The organism is Lentzea alba (assembly GCF_011067745.1).
Taxonomy (GTDB): domain Bacteria; phylum Actinomycetota; class Actinomycetes; order Mycobacteriales; family Pseudonocardiaceae; genus Lentzea; species Lentzea alba.
Genome location: NZ_JAAMPJ010000015.1, coordinates 259,828 through 284,666, shown reverse-complemented (window position 1 = coordinate 284,666; position 24,839 = coordinate 259,828). Strand labels below are relative to the sequence as shown.

The window sequence follows — 24,839 nt, the reverse complement described above, 5'->3', positions numbered from 1 at the left end:
AATGCGAAGGGGATCAGGCGGTCTTCTCAGCGGTGACCAGCACTTCGGCTGTCAGGCCGGGGTCTGCGGCGACGCTGAGGCGGATGTCCCCCGGTCCCGTGGGGCGGATGACGGCGAGCGCTCGGCCGCCGAACGTCGAATGGGCCGCGGCGGTGAACGGTTCGGTGTTCTGCGGGTTGCCGCTGCCGAGGCCCTGGAGGACGGCCGGGCCGTCGATGGTCACCTTGATCCGGCGATCGGCCGCGGTGTGCACCACGCCGTCGCGGTCGACGAGGGTGATCTCGACGAACGCCAGGTCGTCTGCGCCGGCCGTGATGACCGACCGGTCCGCGGCCGCGGCGAGGACGACCTCGCCGATCGCTGTGCGCAGCTCGGCACGACCGGTTTCCGTACCGCCGCGGTAGGCGACCGCGGTGACGACACCCTCGGCGTAGGGCACCTCGAACTCCGCGCGGTACCGGTGCACGGTCTCGCGTCCCAGCGATGCGCTGTTGACCAGCAGCTCGATCTCGTCCGCGTCGCTGTAGACCTCGACCTCCAGCGGCTTGCCCTCCTGGCCGGGCCACGTCCAGGAGGCGATGCTGTCGCTCCAGGCCCACGGCGAGGACACGACCTCACGTCCGCGCGACTCCGGCCTGCGCACCGCGAGGTACGGAGCGGATCGCAGGCCGAAGACGATCTCGCGGTAGTAGGAGGCCGGGCGGCGCACACCGGTGATGTCGATGTCGCCGACCCACGCGGTGAGCCAGGGGTAGCCCGCCATGAAACCGCCTGGCTCGTCGCTGTACTGCGGCCTGCCGACGCCCACTTCGCCGAGGTAGTCCCACCCCGCCCAGGTGAAGTCGCCGATGACGTGCGGGTGCTCGGTGACCAGGCGCCACAGGTGGTCGATGCGCGTGGGGAAGGTCTCCGAGCCCACGATGACCCGGTTGGGGAACAGCACGTGGTCGAGCTCGTATCGGCCGTCGAGATAGTTCAGGCCCGCGATGTCCAGGGTCGCGAAGACCTCGGCGGTGCGTTCGGTGACCAGGTCGGAGGTGCCGATCTGGTTCATCATCTCCCCCGCGTCCGACATGAACGTGTTGATCCCGATGCCCTCTGCCTGCCGGGCCGCGGCCTGGGCTTTCAGCTCGTCCATGACGGTGAGCAGGGCGTTGACGCCGCTGGTCACGTACCGGGTGCTGTCCAGCGAGCGCACCCGCTCCGCCAAGCGCCGCGCCCAGATCGCGCCGTGCGGGCGACCGGCCTCCGGGATTTCGTTGCCGATGGAGTAGGCGAAGACGCTCGGGTGGTTGCGGTCCTTGCGCACCATCGCCTCGATGTCGCGTTCCCACCAGTCCGCGAAGTCCAGGGCGTAGTCGAAGTCACTCTTGCCGCGAGTCCACATGTCGAACGCCTCGTCCATGACCAGCACTCCGAGCTGGTCGCAGGCGTCGAGCATCGCGCGGCTCATCGGGTTGTGCGAGCTGCGGATGGCGTTGAACCCCGCCTGCTTGAGCAGTTCGACGCGCCGCTGCTCGGCCCTGGCGATCGCCGCGGCGCCGAGGACGCCGTTGTCGTGGTGGACGCACGCTCCGCGGAGCTTGACGACCTCTCCGTTGATCCGGAGGCCGCGTTCCGCGTCGAGCTCGAGCGTGCGGATGCCGAACGTGGTGTCCGCTTCGTCGATCACGTCCTCACCCATCCAGACGGTGACGGCCGCGCGGTACAGAGACGGCGTGTCGGGGCTCCACAACGCCGGATTCGGCACCGTCATGCGTTGGCGCAGCACGGCGTCCTCACCCGGAAGTGCGCTCACCGGGGCACGGTCGACGGCGACGACGTTGTCCTCGGCGTCGAACAGCATGGTTTCGACCGTGACGGTGCTCAGCCTCGGGGCTTCGTTCTCGATCGTCGTGGCGACGTGCACCACGGCCCGATCGTGGCCGATATCCGTTGTGGTCACTGCGATCCCGTCGAGCGCCACGTGCACCGGGTCAGCGACGATCAGGTGGACTGGCCGGTGGATGCCGCCGCCGGAGTACCAGCGCGAATCGCGGTGGGCCCGCGCCTCGACCCGCAGGACGTTCTCCTCCCCGTAGCGGAGGAAGTCGTCGGCCTTGACGGTGAAACCCGTGTAGCCCGACGCCCAACGGCCAGCGAGGTCGTCGTTGAGGTACACCAAGGCCGAGCGGTACACACCCTCGAACTCGATCCGGATCCGCTTGAAGGCCCACTCCTCCGGCACGAAGAACTTCTTCGTGTACTCCCAGACGCCGCCGCGGAAGAAGCCCGTCGCCGCTCCGTTGTCCAAGCCGGCGTCGCGCTGGGTGCCGATGACGGCGTCGTGTGGCAAGGTCACCGGTTCAGCGGGAACCGAACGGCTGAGCTCGGCGAACTCGTTCACCTTCGCGCGGAACGACCAGCCATCGGAGAACTGCTGACGGATCACTGGTGCTGCCTTTCGCAGGAACGTCTCTATGGTTGGTGGCGCGCGCAACCAGGCGGTGAGGAGTACCGTACGTCCCGGTGATGGCACGCGCAACCACCACCGGTAACTGCTAGCGTTTGCCGAGGTTGCGCGCACAAGCAGAACTGTGGATTGGACGCATGGCTGACCGTGGACTGAAGGATCGGAACGACCGGCGGGTGACTGCGGCAGACGTGGCGAAGTCCGCCGGCGTCTCGCGAGCGACCGTGGGCTACGTCCTGAACAACACACCGGGAACACGCATCTCCCCGGAAACACGCCGGCGCGTCCTCGACGAAGCCACCCGCCTGGGCTACCGGCCCAGCGCGGCCGCCCAGGCACTGGCTCGCGGCCGGTCGAAGATCGTGCTGGTCGTGCTGCCCGACTGGCCACTGGAACTCACGCTGCGCACTCAGCTGGACGAGGCCGCGCGTGTTCTGGACGAGGCCGGTTACGCCGTCATCGTCCACACCGACCACGGATCCGAACACGCCCAGCCGCTGTGGAAGCTCGTCGAACCGGAAGTCGTCGTCGGACTCGTCCCGTTCACCCCAGCCCAGGTGCGTTCCATTCGTGCGGCGGGCATCACGCGCATCGCCCCCAATCCGGATCTGCGTCTCGACATCGGCGCCATACCCGCAGTCGTCGCGGGCGCCCAGCTCCAGGTCCGGCACCTCGCGTCACTGGGCCACCGCGCCCTGGCGTTCGCGAGCCCAGCCGACCCGCGCCTCGCCGACCTGGCGGCCGTCCGCCGTCTGGCCGCAGAGCGGGAAGCCGTGGCACTGGGTGTGGAGGTGCGCGACGCCCGTGCCGTCGACCACCGCGACGAGGCCCTGCCATCGGTGCTGCACGCCTGGCTGTCGGCCGGCATCACCGGCGTGGTCGCGTTCAACGACGACGTCGCGGGCACGGTCGTGGGCACGGCGGTACGGGCGAAGATCCTTGTGCCGCAGGACCTGGCAGTCGTCGGACACGACAACACGCCTATGGCGTCCTACTTCGCCCCCACCCTTTCCTCGGTGGGCATCGACAGTGTGGGTTTCGGGCGATGGATGGCCCAGCAGGCCCTGAACCTGGCCGAAGGGCGGCCCAGCACCGACGAGTTCCCAGGGCCCACCGCCTTCCTGATCGAACGCGAATCGACCAGCCCGGCGCGGTGAGCGCCCCGCGTCAGCCGTCGCGGATCTCCTGAGATCGACACACGCTCATAACAACGTGAACTCGTGGTTGCGCGCGCAACCTAGCCGACGTAACGTCTGCGAAACTTCGGTTGCGCGCGCCACCTCTCTCAGTCGAGACACTGGAGTCACCGCGATGACGAGCACCATGCACGACGTGGAACCGGCCGAACCCGACCTGCGGCCGGTCAGCGGCTGGTTCATGACCGTCTACACGCTCACCAACTTCGGCCTGTCACTCGTGGTCCTGATGCCGCTCCTCTTCAGCCTGGCCTACAAGATCCAGGTCGTGGACCCGGCGTCGAAGGAGAGCAGCCTCGGGCTGGTCATCGGCGTCGCCGCGGTCGTGTCGATCATCATCGGTCCGGTCGTCGGTGCGCTCAGCGACCGGACCCGTCTGGCGTGGGGCCGCCGCCGGCCGTATCTGCTCGCGGGGATCGTCATCAACGCCGCCGGCTCGCTGCTGATCGCCACCTCGTCGTCGATCCCGGCGATCCTGGTGGGCTGGGTGATCGCGACCATCGGTCTGACCTTCGCGGCGACGGCGGTCAACCCCGTGATCGCGGAGTGGGTGCCCCAGGCGCAGCGCGGCAGGCTCGGGGCGTTCGCCGGTGTGGCCGCACAGCTGGCCGGGGTGGCAGCCAGCCTGATCGGGAGCCTGCTCCTCGACCACCAGGTGCTGCTGTTCCTGCTCCCGGTGCTGGTCCTCACGGCGATGTCGGTGTTCTTCATGTTCACCGTTCCCGACCGCCCTGCGGAGTCCACCACACAGGCGACGTCAGTGGTCCGCTTCGTCAAGGACCTCGCGTTCAACCCGTTGGAGCACCGCGACTTCTCGCTGGTGCTCATCGGCAAGTTCCTGCTGACGCTGGGCATCAACTTCTTCACGACGTACCAGCTGTACTTCATGCTCGACCGGTTGAAGCTTGTTCCGGCGGAGGCAGGGCAGAAGCTCGCGCTCCTCGGGGGGATCGGCGTTCTGGTCGGGACGACGTCCGCCGTCGTCAGCGGCCTGATCTCCGACCGGATCAAACGGCGGAAGCCGTTCATCTACGGAGCGGCCGCGGCGATGTCCGGTGGCTTGGTCGTCGCCGCCGTGGCGACCGACCTGGTGGCCTACAGCGCGGGCGCGATTCTGCTGACGGTGGGCGTGGGCATGTTCGGCACGGTCGACCTGGCGCTGGTCAGCGACGTCATGCCGGACCGGGGAAAGCAGGCCGGCAAGTACATGAGCATCTACTACAACATCGCCAGCAGTCCGGCTGGAGCGATCGCCCCGATCCTCGCGCCGCTCGTGCTGGCCATCGGTGGTGGCGCCAACTACGCCGCGTTGTTCCTCACCGCCGCCGTCCTGGCGGTGGGCGCGGGCGTGACGGCTTGGCGAATCCGCAGCGTCCGGTGATCACGGAGAAGAGCGAGCTGTTGACGACGCCCATCATCGCCGGGTTCTACCCCGACCCGACCATCTGCCGGGCCGGAAACGCCTACTACCTGGCCAACTCCAGCTTCGAGTACGCACCCGGCGTGCCGATCCACCGCAGCACCGACCTGGTGACCTGGACGCCCGTCGGCAACGCCCTGCACCGGCCGAGCCAGCTCGACGTCCGCATCGCCCCTGCGAGCACCGGCGTGTACGCGCCGACGCTGCGCCACCACGCGAACAAGTTCTGGCTGGTGACGACGAACGTGCTCGAGCACCACCGCGGCCAGCTCATCGTCACGGCCGACGATCCGGCGGGTCCGTGGTCGGACCCGGTTCACGTGCACGGCGCGATCGGGATCGACCCCGATCTGGTCTGGGACGACGACGGGGTCTGTCACCTCACGTGGGCTTCGAATCTGCCCGGAATCGCGAGCATGCCGATCGACCCCGCGACCGGCACGGCCCTCGGTCCACCGCGATTGCTGTGGCAGGGCACGGGACTGGCTCACCCGGAGGGGCCACACCTGTACCGGCGCGACGGCTGGTGGTACCTCGTGCTCGCGGAGGGCGGCACCGAGCGCGGGCACACCGTCACCGTCGCGCGGGCCACTTCCCTTGCCGGGCCTTGGGAAGCCGCGCCGACGAACCCGATCCTCACCCATCGCAGCACCACCCATTCCGTGCAGAACACCGGTCACGCCGACCTCGTCGAGCTGGCCGACGGCTCGTGGGCCGTGGTCTACCTCGGCGTGCGACCGCGCGGCCGGACCCCGATGTTCCACGTCAACGGCCGCGAGACGTTCATCGCCGGGGTGAAGTGGATCGACGGGTGGCCGGTGGTCGACGAGGAGCGCTTCTCACCGGCACCGCCTGACCACTCGTTCGTCGACAGGTTCGACGCCGCCGAACTCCATCACCGCTGGGTCTCCCCCAACGTCTTCCCGGACACCTTCACAAGGCTGGAACGTGGTCGCCTCGTCCTGACCGCTCCAGCCGAGGGCGACCCGAAGCCGGTGCTGTCGACACGGGCGCGTGATCCCGAGTGGACCGCCGAGGCCCGGCTCGACATGTCCGCGGGCGTCGGGCGGTTCCTCGTCCGGATCGACGACTCGCACTGGTACGGACTCACTGCCGACGCGGAGACGGTCACGGCCGCCGTGGTCATCGGTCCTGCCCGCACCACTGTTGCCCAGGTGCCGTTGCGTGGACGGGCAACACTGCGCATCTCCGTCCGTGAACCCGTCGCGGTCTCGCCCATGCCCGTTCACGAGCCCGATCTCGTCGAGCTGGCCGTCGTGGCGGACGACGGGACACCAGAGGTGCTCGGAACCTTCGACGGACGCTACCTGTCCACCGAGGTGGCAGGCGGATTCACCGGTCGCACGTTCGGCGTCGAACCCGTCGCGGGCGAGGTCGCGGTCCACCACATCTCGTACAGATCACTTGCCTGACAAGGAATCCCGTGAATCACACCTGGCACGCCAACTTCGTGGCATCCGAGGCCGCCGGCGATGCGGCGCCGTACTTCCGGCGCGAGTTCACCTCCGGAAAACCGGTGCGGGCGACGCTGCACGTCACCGGACTCGGCATCGTCGAGCCCTACCTCAACGGCGTCCGCGTGGGAGACGAAGTGCTCGCGCCGGGCTGGAACTCCTACCGCCACCGCCTGCACGTGAGCCGGCACGACGTCACCGGCCTGATCCGCGACGGCGCGAACGCGGTCGGCGCGATCGTTGGTGACGGGTGGGCGGTGGGCCGGATCGGGTACGAGGGCAAACGCAACCTCTACACCGACCGGCCGGCGCTGTTCCTCCAACTCGAACTCGACCACGGCGACCGCACCGAGATCGTGAGCACGGCAGAAGGTTTCCGCTGCGGGACCGGCGCGGTCCTCGCCAGTGACCTGCTCGACGGCGAGACCTACGACGCCAGGCTCGAACCCGAAGGCTGGAGCGCGCCCGGATTCGACGACAGTGCGTGGACGTCGGCCGTCCCGTTCGACTGGAGTCTCGACACGTTGGTCACCACCGACGCACCGCCGATCCGGCGGATCGAGGAGCTCACGCCGGTCTCGGTCACCACGAGCCCGTCCGGCAAGACGATCGTCGACTTCGGACAGAACATCGCCGGCTGGGTGCGGATCACGACGTCCGGCCCTGCCGGCGCCGTGATCACCCTGCGGCACGCGGAAGTCCTCACCGACGGCGAACTGGACACGACGAGCCTGCGGACCGCGACCGCGACCGACCGGTACACCTGCCGTGGCGGCGAGGAGACGTGGGAGCCGCGGTTCACCTTCCACGGTTTCCGCTACGCCGAAGTCGACGGACCGTTCGACGAGATCCGGGCCGTGGTCGTGCACAGCGACATGACCCGCACCGGCTGGTTCGAGTCTTCGCACGAGCTGCTCAACCGCCTGCACGCCAACGTGGTCTGGTCGATGCGCGGCAACTTCGTCGGTGTGCCAACAGACTGCCCGCAACGGGACGAACGCCTGGGCTGGACGGGCGACCTCAACGCGTTCGGCCCGACAGCCGCGTTCCTGTACGACGTTCGTGGTGTGCTCGGCTCCTGGCTCGCCGACCTGGCCGCCGAACAGCAGGACAAGGGTTACGTGCCGATGGTGGTCCCGGACGTGCTGTCCACGCCATCACCACCGACGGCGTTGTGGAGCGACACCGCGGTGAGCCTGCCCTGGACGATCTACCAGGAGTACGGCGACGAAGAAGTCCTGCGCCGCCAGTACGACTCCATGTCCTCCTTCGTCCGGGACGTCGAGGCACGGCTCGACGAGCACGGCCTGTGGAGCACCGGGTTTCAGTTCGGCGACTGGCTCGACCCCGACGCCCCGGAGCACAACGCGTCGGGAGGCAAGACCGACCGGCATCTCGTCGCCTCGGCGTTCCTGTGCCGGGTGACCAGGGAAATGACCGACACCGCCGCACTGCTCGGGAAGCACGATGACGCCGTCCACTTCACCGCGCTGGCCGAACGCGTGCGGACCGCCTTCCGCCGCGAGTACGTCACGGCGACAGGCCGGGTCACCGGCGAGACCGCCACGGCGTACGCGCTCGCGATCTGTTTCGGCGTCCTCGACCCCGCGCAGGAAACCCATGCCGGCGACCAACTCGCGCGACTGGTCGCCAAGGCCGGCTACCGCATCTCCACCGGATTCGCCGGCACCCCCTACGTCTGCGAAGCGCTAAGTCGCACCGGGCACCTCGACGACGCCTACCGGGTCCTGTTGCAAACCCAGTGCCCGTCGTTCCTCTACCCGGTCACCATGGGCGCCACCACCATCTGGGAACGCTGGGACGCCATCAGTCCCGACGGCACACTGCACCTGACAGGGCTGGACTCGCAGAACCACTACGCGCTCGGAGCGGTGGCGAACTGGTTGCACCGTGTCGTCGGCGGCCTCACGCCCGTCGAACCCGGCTACCGCGCGATGCGCATCGCTCCCCAGCCGGGCGGTGGCCTCACCCACGCAACACTCACCCACGACACGATCCACGGCCGGGTCACCGTCGCTTGGCGCACGGCCGACGACCGCCTGCGCGTGGAGGTCGGCATCCCGGAGGGCACCACGGCGACGGTCGTGCTGCCGCAACACCCGGACGGACTGGTGGAGGAAGTCGCCGCGGGCAACCACACGTGGGAGTACGACACACCACAGCCACCGCAGCGAACGTACACAATGGACACTCCGCTCCAGGCGCTGGCCAACGATGCGGAGATCTGGCGCGCGGTCACCGCGGTGTTCGACAAGCACCTCCCCGGCATCCCGATCTACGGCAACACCCCGGAAAGCGCGGGCATCTCGCTCAACACCATGCTCGACTACCTGCCGCAGACACCGGCCGAGCTGAAGGCCGACCTCGTCGCGGCCATCGGCGCGGAGACCGAGCGCTGAAGTGCCTGCTCCAACTGGAAGGAAACCCGTCTTGCCTCCCGAACAGCCCTACCGTGACGTGTCGCTTCCGGTCGCCGACCGGGTCGCGGACCTGCTCGGCCGTATGACCCTGGAGGAGAAGGCCGCACAACTCACCGCACCCACCGCACCCGCGATCGACGTCCACAACCCGCCGTCCACCGGATGGGGCGCCGTCCTGGCGGCGCTGGCGTGCATCGAGTCGTCGCCGCGCGAGATCGCCGCCGCGATCAACGAACTGCAGCGCAAGCACGTCGAGGACACGAGGCTGGGCATTCCCGTGCTCGTCGCCGAGGAAGCTCTGGTCGGGTTGAAGATCCAGGGCGCGACGATGTTCCCCGACGCGATCGCCCAGGCCGCCACGTGGGATCCGGAGCTGATCGGACGGATGGGCGCCGCGATCGGGACCCAGATGGCGCGCACCGGTACCCGTCAGGCACTGGCGCCGCTCGCCGACACTGCCAGGGACCCGCGCTGGGGCCGGGTGGAGGAGACGTACGGCGAAGAGCCGTACCTCGTCGGGTCGATGGCCACCGCGTTCGTCCGCGGCCTGCAGGAGGCCGACCCCGAGGCGCCGCTCATCGCGACGGTGAAGCACTTCCTCGGCTACAGCGCCAGCGCCGGTGGCCGCAACACCGACTCGGCCTCGATCGGCCCGCGAGAGCTGCGCGAGGTCCACTCGGTGCCGTTCGAGATGGTGATCCGCGACGGTGGGGCACGCGGCATCATGCCCGCATACATCGACCTCGACGGCGTTCCGGTGACCGGTTCGCCCGCCTATCTCACCGAGCTACTCCGCGACGAGCTGGGCTTCGACGGGCTGGTCGTCTCCGACCTCGGCGCCGTCGGCCAGCTCCACACCAAGCACGGCACCGCGGACAGCGAGGCGGACGCGTGCGCCCAGGCCGTGCGTGCCGGGGTGCACCTGGACCTCGTCCCCCGGCTGACGACCGGCCACCTGATCGAGGCGGTCGAGTCCGGACTCCTCACGACCGCCGACCTGGACCTGGCGGTGAGCACGGTCCTGCGGACGAAGTTCGAGCTGGGCCTGTTCGAGCGGCCGTACGTCGACCTGGACGCGGTGCCGGAGACGCTCGACCCCTCGGAGACACGTGCCCTCGCTCGCGAGATCGCCGAGCAGTCGATCGTGCTGCTCCGCAACGAGCCGGTCGACGGGGTTCCTCTCCTTCCGCTCGGCCCGGACGTCGGAACGATCGCGATCATCGGCCCGAACGCCGACCGTCTGATGGGGCAGCTGGGCAACTACAGCTACCCGGTGCTCGAGAGCGTGGCGAAGCGGTTCGCACTCGCCGCGGACCCGACGGCCCGCGCGGACGAGGCCGTCGAGTTCGGCGGCCGGACGGGAGCGGACCAGGTCCGCATGATGGTGGAGTCCGTACCGGTGGTCACGTTCCTCGACGGGATCCGTGCCAGAGCCGGTGGTGCGACGGTGCTGTACGAGCCGGGATGTCCGGTGCAGGACGAGGACCGCTCAGGCATTCCCGCGGCCGTCGAAGCGGCGAGGTCCGCAGACGTCGCCGTGCTCGTCGTCGGGGACCAGGCGGGCATCAACGCTTTCGGCACCGTCGGTGAGGGTCTGGACAGCTTCACCTGCGAACTGCCCGGCGTGCAGCGAGAACTGGTCGAGGCGGTGCTGGCCACCGGCACGCCGACCGTCGTCGTGCTCAGCCACGGCCGGCCCTACTCGCTGAAGTGGATGGCCGACTCCGTTCCCGCGATCGTGACGAGCTGGTTCGGCGGCGAGGAAGCCGGCAGTGCCACCGCCGCGGTGCTCTTCGGTGACGTCAACCCCGCAGGGCGGCTCCCCGTCTCGTTCCTGGACTTCGGCGGAAGCGCGCCATTGCCCTACTGGCGAGCGGCGCAGACGCCCGCGTACGTCGAGGGACGCGCCGGGGCCACGTTCCCGTTCGGACATGGCCTGAGCTACACGAACTTCGCCTACCGCGACGTGGAGATCAGTCGGCCCGAGGTGCCGGTCGACGGTGCGATCGAGCTGTCGTTCACGGTGGTCAACGTCGGAGATCGTGCTGGTGACGAAGTTGTCCAGGTGTACGGACAGGACGTGATCGCCCGGACAGCGCGTCCCCGCCGCAAGCTGGTCGCGTTCCAGCGGGTGTCGCTCGAGGCCGGCGCCGCCGTACGGGTCACGGCGATGGTACCCGCGAGCATGTTCGCGCTGTGGGACAGCGACGAGGGCTGGCTCGTCGAGCCGGGAAAGATCAAGTTCTTCATCGGCGGCTCGTCCGCTCAGATCCGCCTGCGCGCGTCGGTCACGCTCACCGGCGACGTTCACCACGCGGGCCCGGACCGTGCTCTCACCAGTTCGGTGTCGACGATCCCGGTCGACCCCGAGGCCGAGCCGGCCACGCGCGCCGCCGCACCCTTTGTTGCGGCGCCGCTCTCCGGCGACAACACGGTCCTGGAGTGGCTCGAGCACCCTGTAGGTGGCGATCTGCTGCGCGGCCTGCTCCAGGGAGCGGACGAGGAGACCCTCGCGCCGGCGTTCGGCATGTCCCTCAAGGAGATGGCGATGTACAGCGGCGGCCGGATCACTCCTGAGACCGTCGATCGGCTCGCCGCCCAGGCGCACGCGCAGATGTCGGCTGAATAGCCAGAAGGCTCCGTACGTCGAGCAACGACGTACGGAGCCTTCCCAGGTTCACACTTGTTGCCCAGCCAGCGAGTGGAGCTCCTCGCCGAGTTGGGCAGGTGACGGCTCGTCCAGCGCCCGGCCCTCGGCGTCGAGGTGTGGCAGGACTCGGTCCAGCCACTGGGGCAACCACCACGCGCTGCGTCCGAGCAGAGTCAGCAGCGCCGGCACCACGACCATGCGCACCACGAACGCGTCGGCGACAACGCCCGCGGTCAGCGCGAGACCGATGGAGCCGATCAACGACGACGGGCTCAGGGCGAACCCGGCGAACACCGCGGTCATGATCGTCGCAGCGGACACGACCACGACGGCGGTGCGCCCGAAGCCGTCCATGACCGCCTCGACCGGATCCAGGCCACGCACGTACGCCTCGTGCATGCGGGAGACCAGGAACACCTGGTAGTCCATCGACAGGCCGAACAGGATGCCGACGATGAGCACGGGCAGCAGGCTCAGCATCGGGTTGCCCTGCGGCGCGGTGAAGATCGGGTCCAGCCAGCCCCACTGGAACACGGCGACTGTGACGCCGACACCCGCGCCCAGGGACAGCAGGAACCCTGCGGTGGCGATCAGCGGCACGAGCAGCGAACGGAAGACGATGACCAACAGCAGCAGGGACAGGCCGACGATGACGATCAGGTAGGTCCCCAGGGCGGCGGACAACCGTTCGTCGGTGTCGATGCCGACCGCGGTCTGGCCGGTGACCAGCAGACGCACGCCAGGCACGTCGCCGGCGCGATCCCGGATGTCGTGCACGAGCTGTTCGGTGCGCTCGTCCACCGGACCGGTGGTGGGGACGACCTGGAGCAGGGCGATGTCACCAGAGGCGTTGACACCAGCGGGGACGACGGAGGCGACCCCATCGAGACCGGTGAGCCCGGTGGTCACCTCGCCCAGGCGGTCCTGCACGCGATCGCCCTTCGCGAGCACCACCAACGGTCCCTGGTAGCCCGCGCCGAAGGCCTTGGCGACCTGCTCGTACGCGGCGCGCCGAGTGCTGCCGGGGTCCTCGCCGCCGGGCGTGGTCAGCGACGTGGTCAGCGAGAGCACCGGCACTGCCAGCACGAGCAGACCCGCCACCGCGCACACGAGCACCGTGACCGGTCGGCGGACGACCAGCCTGATCCAGTAGTCCAGGAAACCGATCCGGTCGGCGCCGGCGGGGGTGCCGCCCGCGCGTTCACGGCGCGGAAGGGCCTTGCGCCCCATGAGCTTGAGCAGAGCGGGCACCAGCGTCAGCGACATGAACACGGCGACGGTGACCCCGGCCGCGGCGGCCAGGCCCATCTCGGTGATGAACCCGATGCCGATCACTGCCAGCCCCGCCAGCGCGATGACGACCGTGCCGCCGGCGAACACGACCGCGGACCCGGCCGTGCCGGTCGCACGGCCGATCGCCTCCTCCAGTGGTCGTCCCTCCCGCAGCTCGGCCCGGAAGCGGGCCAGGACGAACAGGCAGTAGTCGATGCCCACGGTCAGGCCAAGCATCACGGCCAAGGTCGGGGTCATGGTGCCGATGGGTGAGAGGGCGGAGAACGCCAGCAGCCCGAACACGCCCACCCCGACACCGACCAGTGCGCCGAGCATGTTGGCCCCGGCAGCGGCCAGCGAGCCGTAGGTCAGGAGCAGCACGGCGAAGGCCAGCACCGCGCCGACGACCTCAGTCGGTCCGAACACCTCGGGCACCGGGTCGCCGAGGGACCCGCCCACCTCCGCGCCCAGGCCTCGATCACGAGCCTGCTGAGCCAGCGCGACTACGGCGTTGTGCACCACGTCGCCGTTGTCCTCGGTGATGCCACGCAGCGACAGAGTGGAGATCGCGGTGGTGCCGTCCGGGGAGACCGACGGACGGGTCGGGTCGAACGGGTCGGAGACGGAGGCGACGTGCTCGGTGGTCGCGGCGCGGGCGAGCACGTCGGCGACGATGCCCCGCGGCGCCCCGCTGATCTGCGTGCCGTCCCTGGTGAAAAGCACGAGTTGCAAGCTGCCGGTGCCAGGCGCGGCCGGCGGGGTCGGGAACTCGCGCCCGACGACCTCCAGCGCGGTACTCGACTCGGTGTCGCCGACCTCGAACCCGCCGTCGGCGAAACGCATACCACCGATCGCGGCGGCGGCCAGGCCCGCAAGCAGCAGCAGCCACGCGGTGATGACGAGCAGGGGCCGGCGGGCGCTCGTCACGCCCAACCGGTACAGCAGTCGTGCCATGCGGTGATCTCTCCTGCGATGTCCTGGTGAGGGCGCCAACGACCGCCCTCACGTGTGACACCAGCCTTCCGAGAACGTGCCGACGCGTCGTCGTCCGCGCATGGCATCTCGGCTGCCGCGCATGCGGTACGCCTGCGGCTCGTACTGCGTCTGCGGTACGCCTCAGGGGACGTCGAACCGTCCCGAGGTGTGCACGGTGACGACCAGTGCTGCCCTGTCACGCGCGCCGAGCTTGGTCATGGCGCGGTTGACGTGTGTCTTGGCGGTGAGCGGCGAGATGACCAAGCGGGCGGCGATCTGCTCGTTGGTCAAGCCGCGAGCAACGAGCAACACGACCTCCCTTTCGCGGTCGGTCAGCACGTCCAGAGAGGACCGCGGCGGCTCGGGCGGCGCGACGGCGGTGCGGGAAGCGAGAGTTGTCATGGCACGCGCGGACAGGAACGTCTCACCCCTGGCCACCACCCGCACGGCGTCGATCAGCGACTCCGGGGCGGAATCCTTGCCGAGGTAGCCCCGTGCCCCGGCCGCAACGGCGGACAGCACGTGCTCATCGGTCTCGAACGTGGTCAGCACCAGCACGGCGACGCCACGCGACGCGCCGGGGTCGGCGCTCAGCCTGCGGGTGGCCTCCACCCCGTCGACGCGCGGCATCCGCAGGTCCATCAGGACGACGTCGACCCCGCCCCGCCGGACGCGGCGCATCGCAGCGTCCCCGTCGGAGGCCTCGTCGACGACGATGATGCCGGGCTCGGACTCCAGCACTCCGCGCAACCCGGCCCGGATCAAAGCTTGGTCGTCCACCACGAGGACACGCACGTCACCAGTCACCGCACGGCACCTCCACGCTCGCGGCCTCGAGGGGCAGAGCCGCACGGACGCGGAACACGTCACCGTCCCGTCCCACCTCCAGACGTCCGCTGACGGCGGCCACACGTTCCCGCATCCCGACCAGGCCGTATCCGCCGCCCTCGGAAGTGGTGGCGTCGGCGACCGGGTTGACGACCTCGACCACCACGGCCTCCGGCGTGCGGCGCACGGTGAGCGCTGCCCGCCCGCGTCCGTGGCGAGCCGCGTTGGTCAGCGCCTCCTGCACCACGCGGTAGCCGGTCACCGACACCAGGTCCGGTACGTCCCCGTGGTCGAGTCGCGCCTCTACCTCCACACCGCCTCGGCGGACGGCCTCCACCAGGTCGATGACGCGGTCGAGTCCAGGGGCGGCGGTGTCGGTGTGGTCGCCGTCCTCCCTCAGCACCCGCAGGATGCCGGCCATCTCCCGCAGCACGGCGCGGGCGGCTGTCTCGGTCTCCACCAAGGCGTGCTCCGAGCGGTCGGGGTCGGTGCGCAGGGTGCGGCGGGCCAGTCCAGCGTGGACGTTGATGACGGCGACGTGGTGACCTACTACATCGTGCAGCTCTCGGGCGATGCGCAACCGCTCCTCCACGACGCGCCGGCGCGCGACCGCCTCCCGCATCTGCTCGGCCCGCCGCGCCCGGTCCTGGACGGCAAGCACGTAGTCGCGGCGGGTGCGAACGGCGTGGCCGACGGCCACCGCCCCCGTCGTCCAAGCGATCATCGCCGCCACGTTCGCCTCGACCCCGGAACCGGGACCGCGCAACACCAGCGGGAGGCAGAACGCCAGCGCGGTGGCGAGAGCAGCGACCACCCACACCCTCCTCCGGGCGGTCGACACCAGGTGCAGCAGGGCGAGCTGGCTCATGGCACCCAACGACACCCACGACGGATCGGCCTGACCGACCACCAGGACACCGGCCGTCGTCACCGCCACCACCGCCAGCGGATGCCGGTGCCGCAACAGCACCGCCGCACAGCCAGCGACGGTGCAGGCCGCCGAGAGCCACGGACCGCCCGAAGCGACCGCCCGCACCAACGTGAGCCCGGTGACCAGGACGGCGACCACGGTGACCAGGGCGTCGACACGTCCAAAGCGGCTCACCTCAGGAGCTTCTTCAGCGACACACCGGTGTCCGCGGCCACGTCGCGTGGCAGCGTCCTGTTGGTGGCCAACGCCTTGCGCACGACCAGGAAGTCGGCCGGGGCGTTGACGCACTCCACCGCCACGAGTTGCTCGCCCCGATAGCGCAACGCGACGTGTTGCCCGGCGCGCGTGCCGGTGCGGACCACGACGTCGTCGTCCGCACCGGCGAGACCGGCTGTCTGCAGCTTCAACGCGCCTTGGTCGGACCAGAACCACGGCACGCTGCGGTACGGCCGCGGATCGCCGGTGAGCGTACGCGCGGCGACCTTGGCCTGCTCGATCGCGTTGTCGACGCTCTCGAGCCGCAACCGCCTGCCCGGCACTGCACCGGGGGTCGGGTCGGGCAGGTTGGCGCAGTCCCCCACCGCCACGGTGCGGCCGTCCGAGGCGAGGGACAGTTCATCCACCACAACGCCGCCGTCGCAACACAATCCAGCGGCACGCGCCAGATCGTCGCGCGGGCGAGCCCCGATGCCGACCAGAACGAGATCGGCCGCCAGCTCGGTGCCGTCCTCCAGTTCGACGGCACGGACCGCGCCGTCCCCATGAAGGCGCAGAGGCCGGGTGCCGGTGAGCACCTGGATCCCGGCGGCTCGGTGCTCGGCCTCGACCACGGCTGCGGTGTCGGGGCTGACGACGCGGTTCATCAGCGATTGCCCTGCCTCCACCACGGTGGCCCGCACGCCGGTAGCGGCCGCAGTGGCGGCGACCTCCAGTCCGATGAAGCCGCCGCCGATCACGACAAGGTCGGAAACCTCGCTGAGACGGCGGGTCAGGGCAGCGGCGTCGGCGACGTCTCGCAAGACCACCACGCCGTCGAGGTCCGAGCCCTCCAGGTCCAGGCGTCGTGGTTCCGCGCCGGTGGCCAGCGCCAGCCTGTCGAACGTCCACCGCCGCCCCGATTCGGCGACCGCTTCCCCAACCGCGAGGTCGACGTGCGTGACACGGTCGCCCACGACGAGTTCGACACGCTGTTCGGCGTAGAAAGCATTGCTGCGCAGGGCCAAACCCCCTGCGTCGACCTCGCCGCGCAGGTACGCCTTGGACAACGGCGGCCGGCCGTACGGGGCGTGCGGCTCGTGCCCGACCAAGGTGATGGGGCCGGCCCAGCCCAGTTCGCGGGCGCTGCTCACCAGTTGGGCGCCCGCCTGGCCCGCACCGATCACGAGCAGGTGCCCTGTGCTCACAGCTGGGTCTCCGGAATGGCGACGTGGACTTCCTGGCCTTCGGTGAGGACGAGCTGGCAGGACAGCCGGGAGTTGTCCTCGCGGTCGGTGGCCGCGACGTCGAGCATGTCGTCCTCGTCCTCGCTGACGGGTGGGAAGTCGTCGGCGTGGCGCTCGTCGAGGAAGACGTGGCAGGTCGCGCACGACAGGGATCCGCCGCACTGGGCGAGGATGCCGGGGACGCCGTTGCGGACCGCTGCCTGCATGACGGAGTCACCGGCCTCGGCCTCGACGACGCGCTCGGTGCCGTCGGGCTGGGTGTAGAAGACCTTGGGCACGGCTGTGTTCCCCTTCGTCACCAGGTGACCGGCAGGCTGGTCATGGGCTGAGTCAGGACCGTGCGGTCGAACACCGGCTCACCCGCCAGCTTGAGGTCCGGGATCCGCTTGAACAGCTCCGCCAGACCGACCTGCAGCTCCATCCGGGCCAGCGGTGCTCCGAGGCAGTGGTGCAGGCCGTGGCTCAGCGTCAGGTGGGCGTTGTCGGTCCTGGTGATGTCGAACCGGCCGGGATCGGCGACGGCGGTGGGGTCGTGCCCGGCGGTGACCATGTCGATGCTGACCGCTTCGCCCTTGGCGATGAGCTGGCCGTCGATCTCGACGTCCTCGGTGGCGACGAACGGCACCAACCCGCCTCCACCACCCACCATCGGGGCGATCACGAACCCGCCGTGGCGCAACACTTCCTCGGCGGTGGTGGGAGCGAGGCCGTCCGGATCGGTGAGGAACACGGCGCGCTGGTCGTCGGAGCGCAGCAGGGAGAGCACGCCGGTGGAGAGGAAAGTCGCGGTGTTGTCGAAGCCGCCCACGATCAGGATGAACGCGATCGGCAGGATCTCGGCGTCGGTCAGCGTCTCGTCGCGGTCGCGGGCGTGCGCCAACGAGCTGAGCAGATCGTCTCGCGGTTCGGCGCGGCGCTTGGCGATCAGATCGGACATGTAGCCGGCCAGCTCGGCCATGTCCGCCGCCACCTCGGCCTCGGTCTTGCCCGCCACGGCGAGCGTCGAGGAGCTCCACCGCTCGAACTTCTCCCGGTCCGACGAGGGCACGCCGAGCAGGGAGCTGAGCATCTCGATGGGCAGCGCCAGCGAGTACTCGGTCACCAGGTCGCGCACACCGCCGCGAGCGATCATGCCGTCGATCAGCTCGTTGGCGAACGCCACCGCCGAGTCCCGCATCTCGCGGACCCGCTTGGGCGAGATGGCTTTCTGCACCAGCTTGCGCAGCTTGGTGTGCTGGGGCGGGTCCTCGAACTGGAGGGTGCCGCGCAGGAAATCGGGGAACGGCACGAAGAACGGCACCACGCGCTCGCCGGTGCGGAACGGTTCGCGCACGAAGCGGCGGTCGCTGAGGATCTTGCGGGCGGCGGCGTTGCGGTGCACCAGCCAGACGTCACCGCCGTACGGCATGGTCATCTTCGTCATCGGCCGGTCCGCGACCAGGCGGCCGATGTGCGCGACTCCCTCGGACGGCGTCACGGGCCCGAAGGGGTACTCGGTGCCAGGTGTGGTGGTCATCGTGGTTCTCCGGTGTTGTTCAGGCGGTGTGCGGGACGGCGACCAGTTCGGGCCGCGCGTCGGGAGTGAGGGCCATGACCTCGTCGAACCGGGCGGCGACCGTCTCAGGGGTCAGGGCCGGGTCGTGGAAGCCGGTGGTGGTGACCACGACGGCGCGGTTCACCGTGCCGCCGGCGGCGTTGAACAGCTCGCCGGTGACCGTGCACGAGGGGTGCACGAGGTAGGCGGCCAGCGGGGCGACGTGCTCGGGGAGCAGCTGGGTGCGCAGGTACTCCATCACCTCGGGTGCCAGCGATTCCGCCGAGTTCTCGGCCATGCGGGTGCCGGCGCCGGGGGCGATGGCGTTGACGAGGATGCCGTGCTCCGCTCCTTCGAGGGCGAGGTTGCGGGTGAGGGCGAACACCGCACCTTTGGAGCTGCCGTAGTGGGTCATCAGCGGGTTCCCCAGCATGGCGGCGGACACGGTGTTGACCACCCGGCCGCTGCCGGACGCGATCAGGTGCGGCCACGCGGCCTTGCAAATGTTGAGGGAACCGAAGAAGTGCACGTCGAGGTACCGCTGGTACTCCTGCGTGCCGATCTCGTCGAAGCGGGCCGTGCGCACGATGCCAGCGTTGTTGATCACGGCGTCGAGCCGGCCGAACTCACGAATCGCGGCGTTGACGACCTCGGCAGCGCCGCTCTCGGTGGAGATGTCGGCACGGCAGGCGGTAGCGCTGCCACCGGCGGCACTGATCTCGGCCACGACGTCGCCTGCCGGGTCGTCTCCGTCCACACCGGCGCCGTCGACCTTCGCACCGAGGTCGGCGACGACGACAGACGCACCACGGGACGCGAGCAGCAGTGCGTGGGCACGCCCGATGCCGCGCCCGGCCCCGGTCACGATCACAGTGCGGTCGTTGAAGGAAAGGGTTTCCACGGGTGTTCTCCTCTGCCGGGGCGATCAGGGACGGTTGGCGCCGCCGCCGACCGAGACGTCGGCGGCCCAGATCGACCCGCGGCGCAGGCGGCGGGACTCCTCCCAGTCCATGACGTCCAGGCCCGCGCAGACGAACAAGGTGCGCCGGTCCTCGCCTCCCAGCACGCACGCCGGGGGCAGCGCCTGCTGCGGGTCGAAACGCACCACGTCCGTCACGGCTCCGCCCTCGACGACTCGGGCGACACCGGGCACCATCGGCATGCCCGCCCACACACCGCCCTCGTCGTCCAGGCAAATGCCGTCGGGCAGCGTGGAGGTGGTGGCGAACACGCGGCGGCCGCTCAAGCTCCCCTCGGTGTCGCGGTCAAGCACGGTGATGCGGTTGGCGAAGGCCTCGGCGGTCACCACACGCGTGCCGTCGGAGCTGACGGCGATGCCGTTGGCGCCGGCGAAACCACCCAGCTCGGTCAACGCTCGGGCGGACCCGTCCGGTTCGACCACGAGCAGTGCCGAGTCGCGCGGCTGCTCCCCCGCGAACAGCTCGAAGCCCAGCTGGGTGACGTAGGCGCGGCCGTCGGCGTCGACGACCATGTCGTTGATCGGTCCGGTGACCAGGTCACGGAGGTCGGCGTGCACGGTGACGTTCTCGCCGTCGTACGCCAGGACCAGCCGCTCGTGCATCGAGGTGACGATCAGCCGGCCGTCCGGGAGCCAGCCGAAACCGCCGGGGATCACTTCGGCGCCGTTGACCGAGGTGCGGCCGGACAGGTCGAGGATGGTCTCCGGCTCACCGGCGGCGTCGAGGCGGACGAGCCGATGGGCGTACATGTCGCTGAACCACAACGCACCTTCGTGCCAGCGCGGGCACTCGGCCCAGGTGTAGCCGCGGGACAGCTCACGCGGGGCGATCTCGCGCGCAGTGGCGAGCAGATCGGCTTCGGTCACGGGTTCTCCAAGATGAGTTCGGTCAGAACGGGAGCGGGTGGGCGAACTTCGCTCGCAGCAGCGCGCCGGTCTCGGCGACAGCGAGCCGGCCGCGTGCCAGGTAGTCGGACTGGAGCGCGAAGCCGTGGAACAACCCGGGATAGCGGGTGACGGTCGTCTGCACCCGTGCGTCGCGCAGACGCTCGGCGTAGCGCTCGCCCCAGTCGCGGATCGGGTCGCACTCCGCGGTCACCACGATCGCCGGAGGCAGGCCGGACAGATCGGCTGCGTAGGCGGGGATCCGGTACGGACTGTCTGGCAGGCCCTGGCCGGCGTCAGCCAGTTCGTTGAGGTAGAGCACGTCATCCCGGCCGAGGATCGGAGCGCCGGCGTAGCGGGTGATCGAGGCTGCGGCCAGGTCGCGGTCCACCCCGGGGTAGATCAGGACCTGGCAGGCGAGCGCCGGTTCGCCGCGGTCGCGGGCGGCCAGCGCCACCGCCGCGGCCAGAGTGCCTCCCGCGCTGTCTCCGACGACGGCCAGCCGTGCCGGGTCGACACGCAACTGCTCGGCGTGTTCGGCAACCCACGTGGTGGCGGCCCAGGCGTCGTCGAACTGCGCGGGCGGCGGCGCTTCCGGTGCGAGGCGGTACTCCACCGCCACCACCACCGCGCCACTGTGGTGCGCGAGATGGCGCGCGAGCGGCTCGAACGAGTGGTTGGAGCCCATGCACATGCCGCCGCCGTGGAAGTACACGATCACGGGCGCGCGGTCGTCCGTGGTGGGGCGATGCACGCGCAGCGGGATGTCCCCTTGTGGTCCGGGAATTACGTGATCCTCGGTAGCCACCATCACCGGCAGGGCAGGCGGGTGGAGTGCCGCCTCCAACGCCGCGCGCACGGCCTCAATGCCCCGCTCACGCATGGACGGAGCGTCGATCACGGCAGCGGCGATTGCGGCGGCGTCCGGATCCAACGGGAATGCGAGCACGGCTGACTCCCTCACTCGACGGCGAACTCGCCCACCGGCAGGACCGGTGGGCGACGGTGGGCCAGGGTGTCGGCACGGGCGGCCATGGCGTCGTGCACGAACGACTGCGAGGTCAGGTAGAACTCGCCTGCTGCCGCCTGGTCGAAGAAGATGCGAGCGGCCTCGAGCGGGTCCATCGCCAGCGCCTTGATCCCGAGCATCGCCGCTCGCTGCCCTTCGGCCGCTGCGGTGTCACCGTCCTCGACCCCGCCCGCGGACTCGAAGATGTTCGACGCGACCGCGCCCGGCAGCACCGCCTGCACGTGAACGTGGCCGCCGTGCCCGGCCAGTTCGACTTCCTGGTGCAGGCACTCGGTGATCGCGAGCACGGCGTGCTTGCTCATGATGTAGGCGGCTTGCAGTGGCGCAGCCGTCACGCCGCCGACCGAGGACAGGTTCCACACCCACGACCGGCCAGGCTCGGCGAGCATGCGGGGCAGGAAAGCGCGGATGCCGTGGAAGACGCCGTTGACGTTGACCGAGACCAGGCGCTCCCAGTTGCCCACCGGGGTGTCCCACAGGTAGCCGAACTGCTCCACGCCCGCGTTGTTCACCAGCAGCCGGACCGGCCCGAGCTCGGTCACCGTGCGCTCGGCCAGGCGTTCGACGGCCTGCGGATCGCGCACATCGCAGACCACGTCCACCGCACGGGCGCCGCCTTCCTCCAGTTCCGCCCGCAACGCCGCCACGGCTGCTGCATCGACGTCGGCCAGGACCACGGTCATGCCCAGTTCTGAAGCTGCGTAACGGGCCAGCCCCGCACCGATGCCCGCGCCGGCACCGGTGATCACCGCGACCCCGCCGCCGAAGAGATCCTTGGCGGCGGTCATCGCGTGCTCTCCGCGACGATCTCGCGAATCGCACGGACGATCGGGGCGAACGTCCGCTCCGGCTCGAGAACCGCCGAGGCGTCCATGTTGTTGTGGCAGATCGCCACGGCGATCCGGTCACGCAGGTCGGCCCAGGCCAGCGAACCACCGGCACCGGGGCTGTAGACGATCTCGCGGTGATCGCCCACCAGCGGGTCCGACGCGCCGTACTCGCCGCCGAGCCAGTAGCCGGCGGCACCGAACCACACCGGGATGGGCAGCACCTGGTCCGGGTCGTGCGCGCCTTCACGGGGGCGGGTGAGGGAGGCGACGCGGTCGCGGGACAGCAGCCGCACGCCGTCCAACTCGCCGCCTTCGGCGAGCAGCGCGAAGATGCGGGCCACCGACGACGCCGTGGCGATGGCGCCCGCGCCGGGATCGACGGCCTGTTGCACGACCCGCAGGTTGTGCGCGTCCGAGCCGGGGAAAACGGCACGCGGGCTGATTCCGTGCTCGTCGACGATGGAGAACTCGTTGCCGCCGTACAAAGTGGCCACGCGTGGCAGGTCGTCGTCCGGCACGCCGAGGTGGAAGTCATTGACGCCAAGAGGCGCGCAGATCTCCTCGCGCACGAAGGCGTCGAACGGTCGTCGGGACGGATCGGTGCGGCGCACGACTTCACCGATGACCCAGCCCCACACCAGCACGTGGTACGCGTTGGCCTTGCCGGGCGGGAACACCGGGGTGAACGCGGCGATCCGCTCGGTCATCCAGTCCCAGTCGGCCATCAGCTCCGGCGTGACGCCCGCGGGCATCTGTGGAATGCCCGCCCGGTGCGACAGCGCCTGCTCGACAGTGATGGTGTGCTTGCCGTTCACACCGAACTCCGGCCAGTAGGTCGCGACCGGGGTTTTAAGGTCGAGCAGCCCGCGCTCTGCCTGGAGGTGGGCGGCGAGCGCGGTGACTCCCTTGGTCACGGAGAACACCGGGAACAGCGTGCGGTGGTCGGCCGGTGTGCCGTTTTCAGCGTCGGCGAGCCCCGCAACGGCGTCGACGACCAGTTCACCCCGGTGGTAGGCGGCGACGGCGATGCCGGTCTCCCCCAGTTCCAGGGCTCGGTCGAGCGCTTTGCGAATGCGCGGGTCGTGCGGGACGGGCATCGGATCTCCTCGAGCGGCGGGCGGCCGAGGCTAGGAGGCCGGGGCTGCGACAGGGCCGGGTTGTTCCGGTGAGTGGACGGTCAGGTGCTGATCTGACGCCGGGCGAACAACCAGCGGCCATCGGTGGAACGCCGCAGTTCGTCGGTGTAGGAACCGACGGCGAGGATGCTTGCGGGCAGATCGCCGGACACCAGCTGGAAGTAGGCGTGCGCCGCGGCACGGTCGCCGTCGACGTGGACCTCGTGGTTGGTGATGACGTGCCGGTTGCGGGACTCCGGGCCGGCGTAGCCGAGTTCGCGCATCGAGCCGAGTCCTTTCAGGACCTCATCGCGGCATCGCCACGTCGCCTCGGGCATCCACCACTCGACGTCGTCGGTGCACAGCTCGCCGATGTCGGCCAGCGTTCCCTCGTCGGCCATGCGGCCGAACCGGTTGAGCAGGGTGATGATCGCTGCCGTGTCGGCGGTTGGGTTGTTCCCGTTGGTGCTCAACGGTTCTCCTGTTCGGTCGCGGGAACGCGATGATGGCGTGGCGGTCGCCACAGCGATGGCACTCCTCCCAGTCAGCGGAACAACGGGCTCACACACCCGCTGATGTGCGGCAGGTTTGGCGTGTGACAACTGGTTCCGAACTGTCGGTCTCGGTGCGGGAAGGCGTTGCGCTGCTGGAGATGCGCCGCCCGCCCGCCAACTACTTCGACGAGCCGCTGGTCGGCGAGCTCCTGGACGCGGCTCTCGCCTTGGACGACGATCCGGACTGCCGGGCGATCGTTCTCGCCTCGCAGGGCAAGCACTTCTGCGCGGGCGCGGACTTCGGCGACGGCGGGGGCTTCGACCAGGACCGGGTGGCCGTGTCCGAACGCCTGTACCACCGAGCCGCCCAGTTGTTCGAGGTGCGGACGCCGATCATCGCCGCCGTGCAGGGTGCTGCGGTGGGTGGCGGGCTCGGCCTGGCCTGCGCGGCGGACTTCCGGGTCGCCGAACCGTCGTCGCGGTTCACCGCCAACTTCGCGTTGCTCGGCTTCCACCACGGCTTCGGCCTGAGCGTGACGCTGCCGGACCTGGTGGGCCGGCAGATGGCGGCCGATCTGCTGCTGACCGGCCGCAGGGTCTGCGGCGAGGACGCGGTCCGCATCGGACTGGCCGACCGGCTGGCCGAACCAGGTGAGGCGCGGGAAGCGGCAGTGGAGTGGGCTCAGGAGATCGCCGCCGCGGCACCGCTCGCGGTGCGGTCGATCCGGGCCACGCTGCGCGCGGACCTGCCCGCGCGGGTAAGGGCGGCGCTGGATCACGAACTGGCGGAGCAGGCCCGGCTGTGGCAGACGCACGACTGTGCCGAGGGCATCGCCGCGAGTCTGCAACGGCGGCCACCGGTCTTCATCGGCCGGTGACCTGCCGGGCAC

General features: G+C 70.0%; 19 protein-coding genes. 6 read left to right on the top strand and 13 right to left on the bottom strand.

Going from position 1 to position 24,839, the window contains the following annotated elements; translation table 11 throughout:
* Window positions 1-13: 13 nt before the first annotated feature.
* Complete coding sequence (locus G7043_RS41145; protein WP_166054116.1) at window positions 14-2,431, bottom strand: glycoside hydrolase family 2 TIM barrel-domain containing protein; 2,418 nt, start codon at window positions 2,429-2,431, stop codon at window positions 14-16.
* Between the two features lie 158 nt (window positions 2,432-2,589).
* On the opposite strand from G7043_RS41145, the gene G7043_RS41140 reads away from it, so the two are divergent.
* The 5 genes from G7043_RS41140 (at window position 2,590) to G7043_RS41120 (ending at window position 11,613) form a co-directional block, all read left to right on the top strand.
* On the top strand, window positions 2,590-3,609 hold the full coding sequence (locus G7043_RS41140; protein WP_166054115.1) for a LacI family DNA-binding transcriptional regulator: 1,020 nt from the start codon (window positions 2,590-2,592) through the stop codon (window positions 3,607-3,609).
* Window positions 3,610-3,763: 154 nt separating this feature from the next.
* On the top strand, window positions 3,764-5,029 hold the full coding sequence (locus G7043_RS41135; protein ID WP_166054114.1) for an MFS transporter: 1,266 nt from the start codon (window positions 3,764-3,766) through the stop codon (window positions 5,027-5,029).
* Complete coding sequence (locus G7043_RS41130; protein ID WP_313888336.1) at window positions 5,026-6,501, top strand: glycoside hydrolase family 43 protein; 1,476 nt, start codon at window positions 5,026-5,028, stop codon at window positions 6,499-6,501. Before G7043_RS41135 ends, G7043_RS41130 begins: the two co-directional genes overlap by 4 nt.
* An 11-nt stretch (window positions 6,502-6,512) precedes the next feature.
* Window positions 6,513-8,963, top strand: coding sequence for a glycoside hydrolase family 78 protein (locus G7043_RS41125; protein ID WP_166054113.1), 2,451 nt, complete (start codon window positions 6,513-6,515; stop codon window positions 8,961-8,963).
* Between the two features lie 58 nt (window positions 8,964-9,021).
* A complete protein-coding gene (locus tag G7043_RS41120) occupies window positions 9,022-11,613 on the top strand; it encodes a glycoside hydrolase family 3 N-terminal domain-containing protein (RefSeq protein ID WP_166054112.1) in 2,592 nt (863 codons plus the stop codon).
* Between the two features lie 48 nt (window positions 11,614-11,661).
* Here the strand turns inward: G7043_RS41120 and G7043_RS41115 are convergent, their stop codons facing one another.
* The 12 genes from G7043_RS41115 to G7043_RS41060 form a co-directional block, all read right to left on the bottom strand.
* Window positions 11,662-13,860 (bottom strand): MMPL family transporter, encoded by a 2,199-nt coding sequence (locus G7043_RS41115; RefSeq protein WP_166054111.1) that lies wholly within the window; start codon window positions 13,858-13,860, stop codon window positions 11,662-11,664.
* Window positions 13,861-14,022: 162 nt separating this feature from the next.
* Window positions 14,023-14,688, bottom strand: coding sequence for a response regulator transcription factor (locus G7043_RS41110; RefSeq protein WP_166054110.1), 666 nt, complete (start codon window positions 14,686-14,688; stop codon window positions 14,023-14,025).
* The gene (locus G7043_RS50205; RefSeq protein WP_166054109.1) at window positions 14,678-15,814 is read right to left on the bottom strand and encodes a sensor histidine kinase; all 1,137 of its coding nucleotides are present in this window, start codon (window positions 15,812-15,814) and stop codon (window positions 14,678-14,680) included. The genes G7043_RS41110 and G7043_RS50205 overlap by 11 nt, the downstream gene beginning before the upstream one ends.
* Window positions 15,811-17,043 carry an NAD(P)/FAD-dependent oxidoreductase gene (locus G7043_RS41100; protein ID WP_166054108.1) on the bottom strand — a complete coding sequence of 411 codons (1,233 nt, stop codon included), beginning with the start codon at window positions 17,041-17,043 and terminating at the stop codon, window positions 15,811-15,813. Before G7043_RS41100 ends, G7043_RS50205 begins: the two co-directional genes overlap by 4 nt.
* Window positions 17,040-17,381 carry a 2Fe-2S iron-sulfur cluster-binding protein gene (locus G7043_RS41095; protein WP_313888335.1) on the bottom strand — a complete coding sequence of 114 codons (342 nt, stop codon included), beginning with the start codon at window positions 17,379-17,381 and terminating at the stop codon, window positions 17,040-17,042. The genes G7043_RS41100 and G7043_RS41095 overlap by 4 nt, the downstream gene beginning before the upstream one ends.
* Window positions 17,378-18,598, bottom strand: coding sequence for a cytochrome P450 (locus G7043_RS41090; RefSeq protein WP_166054107.1), 1,221 nt, complete (start codon window positions 18,596-18,598; stop codon window positions 17,378-17,380). The genes G7043_RS41095 and G7043_RS41090 overlap by 4 nt, the downstream gene beginning before the upstream one ends.
* Before the next feature lie 19 nt (window positions 18,599-18,617).
* Window positions 18,618-19,517, bottom strand: a complete 900-nt coding sequence (locus G7043_RS41085) for an SDR family NAD(P)-dependent oxidoreductase (RefSeq protein WP_166054106.1) — start codon at window positions 19,515-19,517, stop codon at window positions 18,618-18,620.
* Window positions 19,518-19,541: 24 nt separating this feature from the next.
* Window positions 19,542-20,462: an SMP-30/gluconolactonase/LRE family protein gene (locus G7043_RS41080; protein WP_166054105.1), complete on the bottom strand. Its 921-nt coding sequence runs from the start codon at window positions 20,460-20,462 to the stop codon at window positions 19,542-19,544.
* A gap of 22 nt (window positions 20,463-20,484) precedes the next feature.
* Window positions 20,485-21,429, bottom strand: coding sequence for an alpha/beta hydrolase (locus G7043_RS41075; protein WP_313888334.1), 945 nt, complete (start codon window positions 21,427-21,429; stop codon window positions 20,485-20,487).
* An 11-nt stretch (window positions 21,430-21,440) separates the two neighbouring features.
* The gene (locus G7043_RS41070) at window positions 21,441-22,298 is read right to left on the bottom strand and encodes an SDR family NAD(P)-dependent oxidoreductase (RefSeq protein ID WP_166054104.1); all 858 of its coding nucleotides are present in this window, start codon (window positions 22,296-22,298) and stop codon (window positions 21,441-21,443) included.
* Complete coding sequence (locus tag G7043_RS41065) at window positions 22,295-23,437, bottom strand: serine hydrolase domain-containing protein (RefSeq protein WP_166054103.1); 1,143 nt, start codon at window positions 23,435-23,437, stop codon at window positions 22,295-22,297. The genes G7043_RS41070 and G7043_RS41065 overlap by 4 nt, the downstream gene beginning before the upstream one ends.
* 80 nt (window positions 23,438-23,517) lie before the next feature.
* A complete protein-coding gene (locus G7043_RS41060; protein ID WP_242643218.1) occupies window positions 23,518-23,928 on the bottom strand; it encodes a nuclear transport factor 2 family protein in 411 nt (136 codons plus the stop codon).
* Between the two features lie 122 nt (window positions 23,929-24,050).
* Here G7043_RS41060 and G7043_RS41055 point away from each other — a divergent pair, with 122 nt between their 5' ends.
* The gene (locus G7043_RS41055; protein WP_313888333.1) at window positions 24,051-24,827 is read left to right on the top strand and encodes an enoyl-CoA hydratase/isomerase family protein; all 777 of its coding nucleotides are present in this window, start codon (window positions 24,051-24,053) and stop codon (window positions 24,825-24,827) included.
* The last annotated feature ends 12 nt before the right edge of the window (window positions 24,828-24,839 follow it).

What these genes read in the sequence shown, in the direction of transcription:
- G7043_RS41140 (WP_166054115.1), top strand. Translation starts at nt 2,590, where the DNA reads ATGGCTGACCGTGGACTGAAGGATCGGAACGACCGGCGGGTGACTGCG.
- G7043_RS41070 (WP_166054104.1), bottom strand. Translation starts at nt 22,298, where the DNA reads ATGACCGCCGCCAAGGATCTCTTCGGCGGCGGGGTCGCGGTGATCACC.
- G7043_RS41090 (WP_166054107.1), bottom strand. Translation starts at nt 18,598, where the DNA reads ATGACCACCACACCTGGCACCGAGTACCCCTTCGGGCCCGTGACGCCG.
- G7043_RS41135 (WP_166054114.1), top strand. Translation starts at nt 3,764, where the DNA reads ATGACGAGCACCATGCACGACGTGGAACCGGCCGAACCCGACCTGCGG.
- G7043_RS41115 (WP_166054111.1), bottom strand. Translation starts at nt 13,860, where the DNA reads ATGGCACGACTGCTGTACCGGTTGGGCGTGACGAGCGCCCGCCGGCCC.
- G7043_RS41065 (WP_166054103.1), bottom strand. Translation starts at nt 23,437, where the DNA reads ATGCCCGTCCCGCACGACCCGCGCATTCGCAAAGCGCTCGACCGAGCC.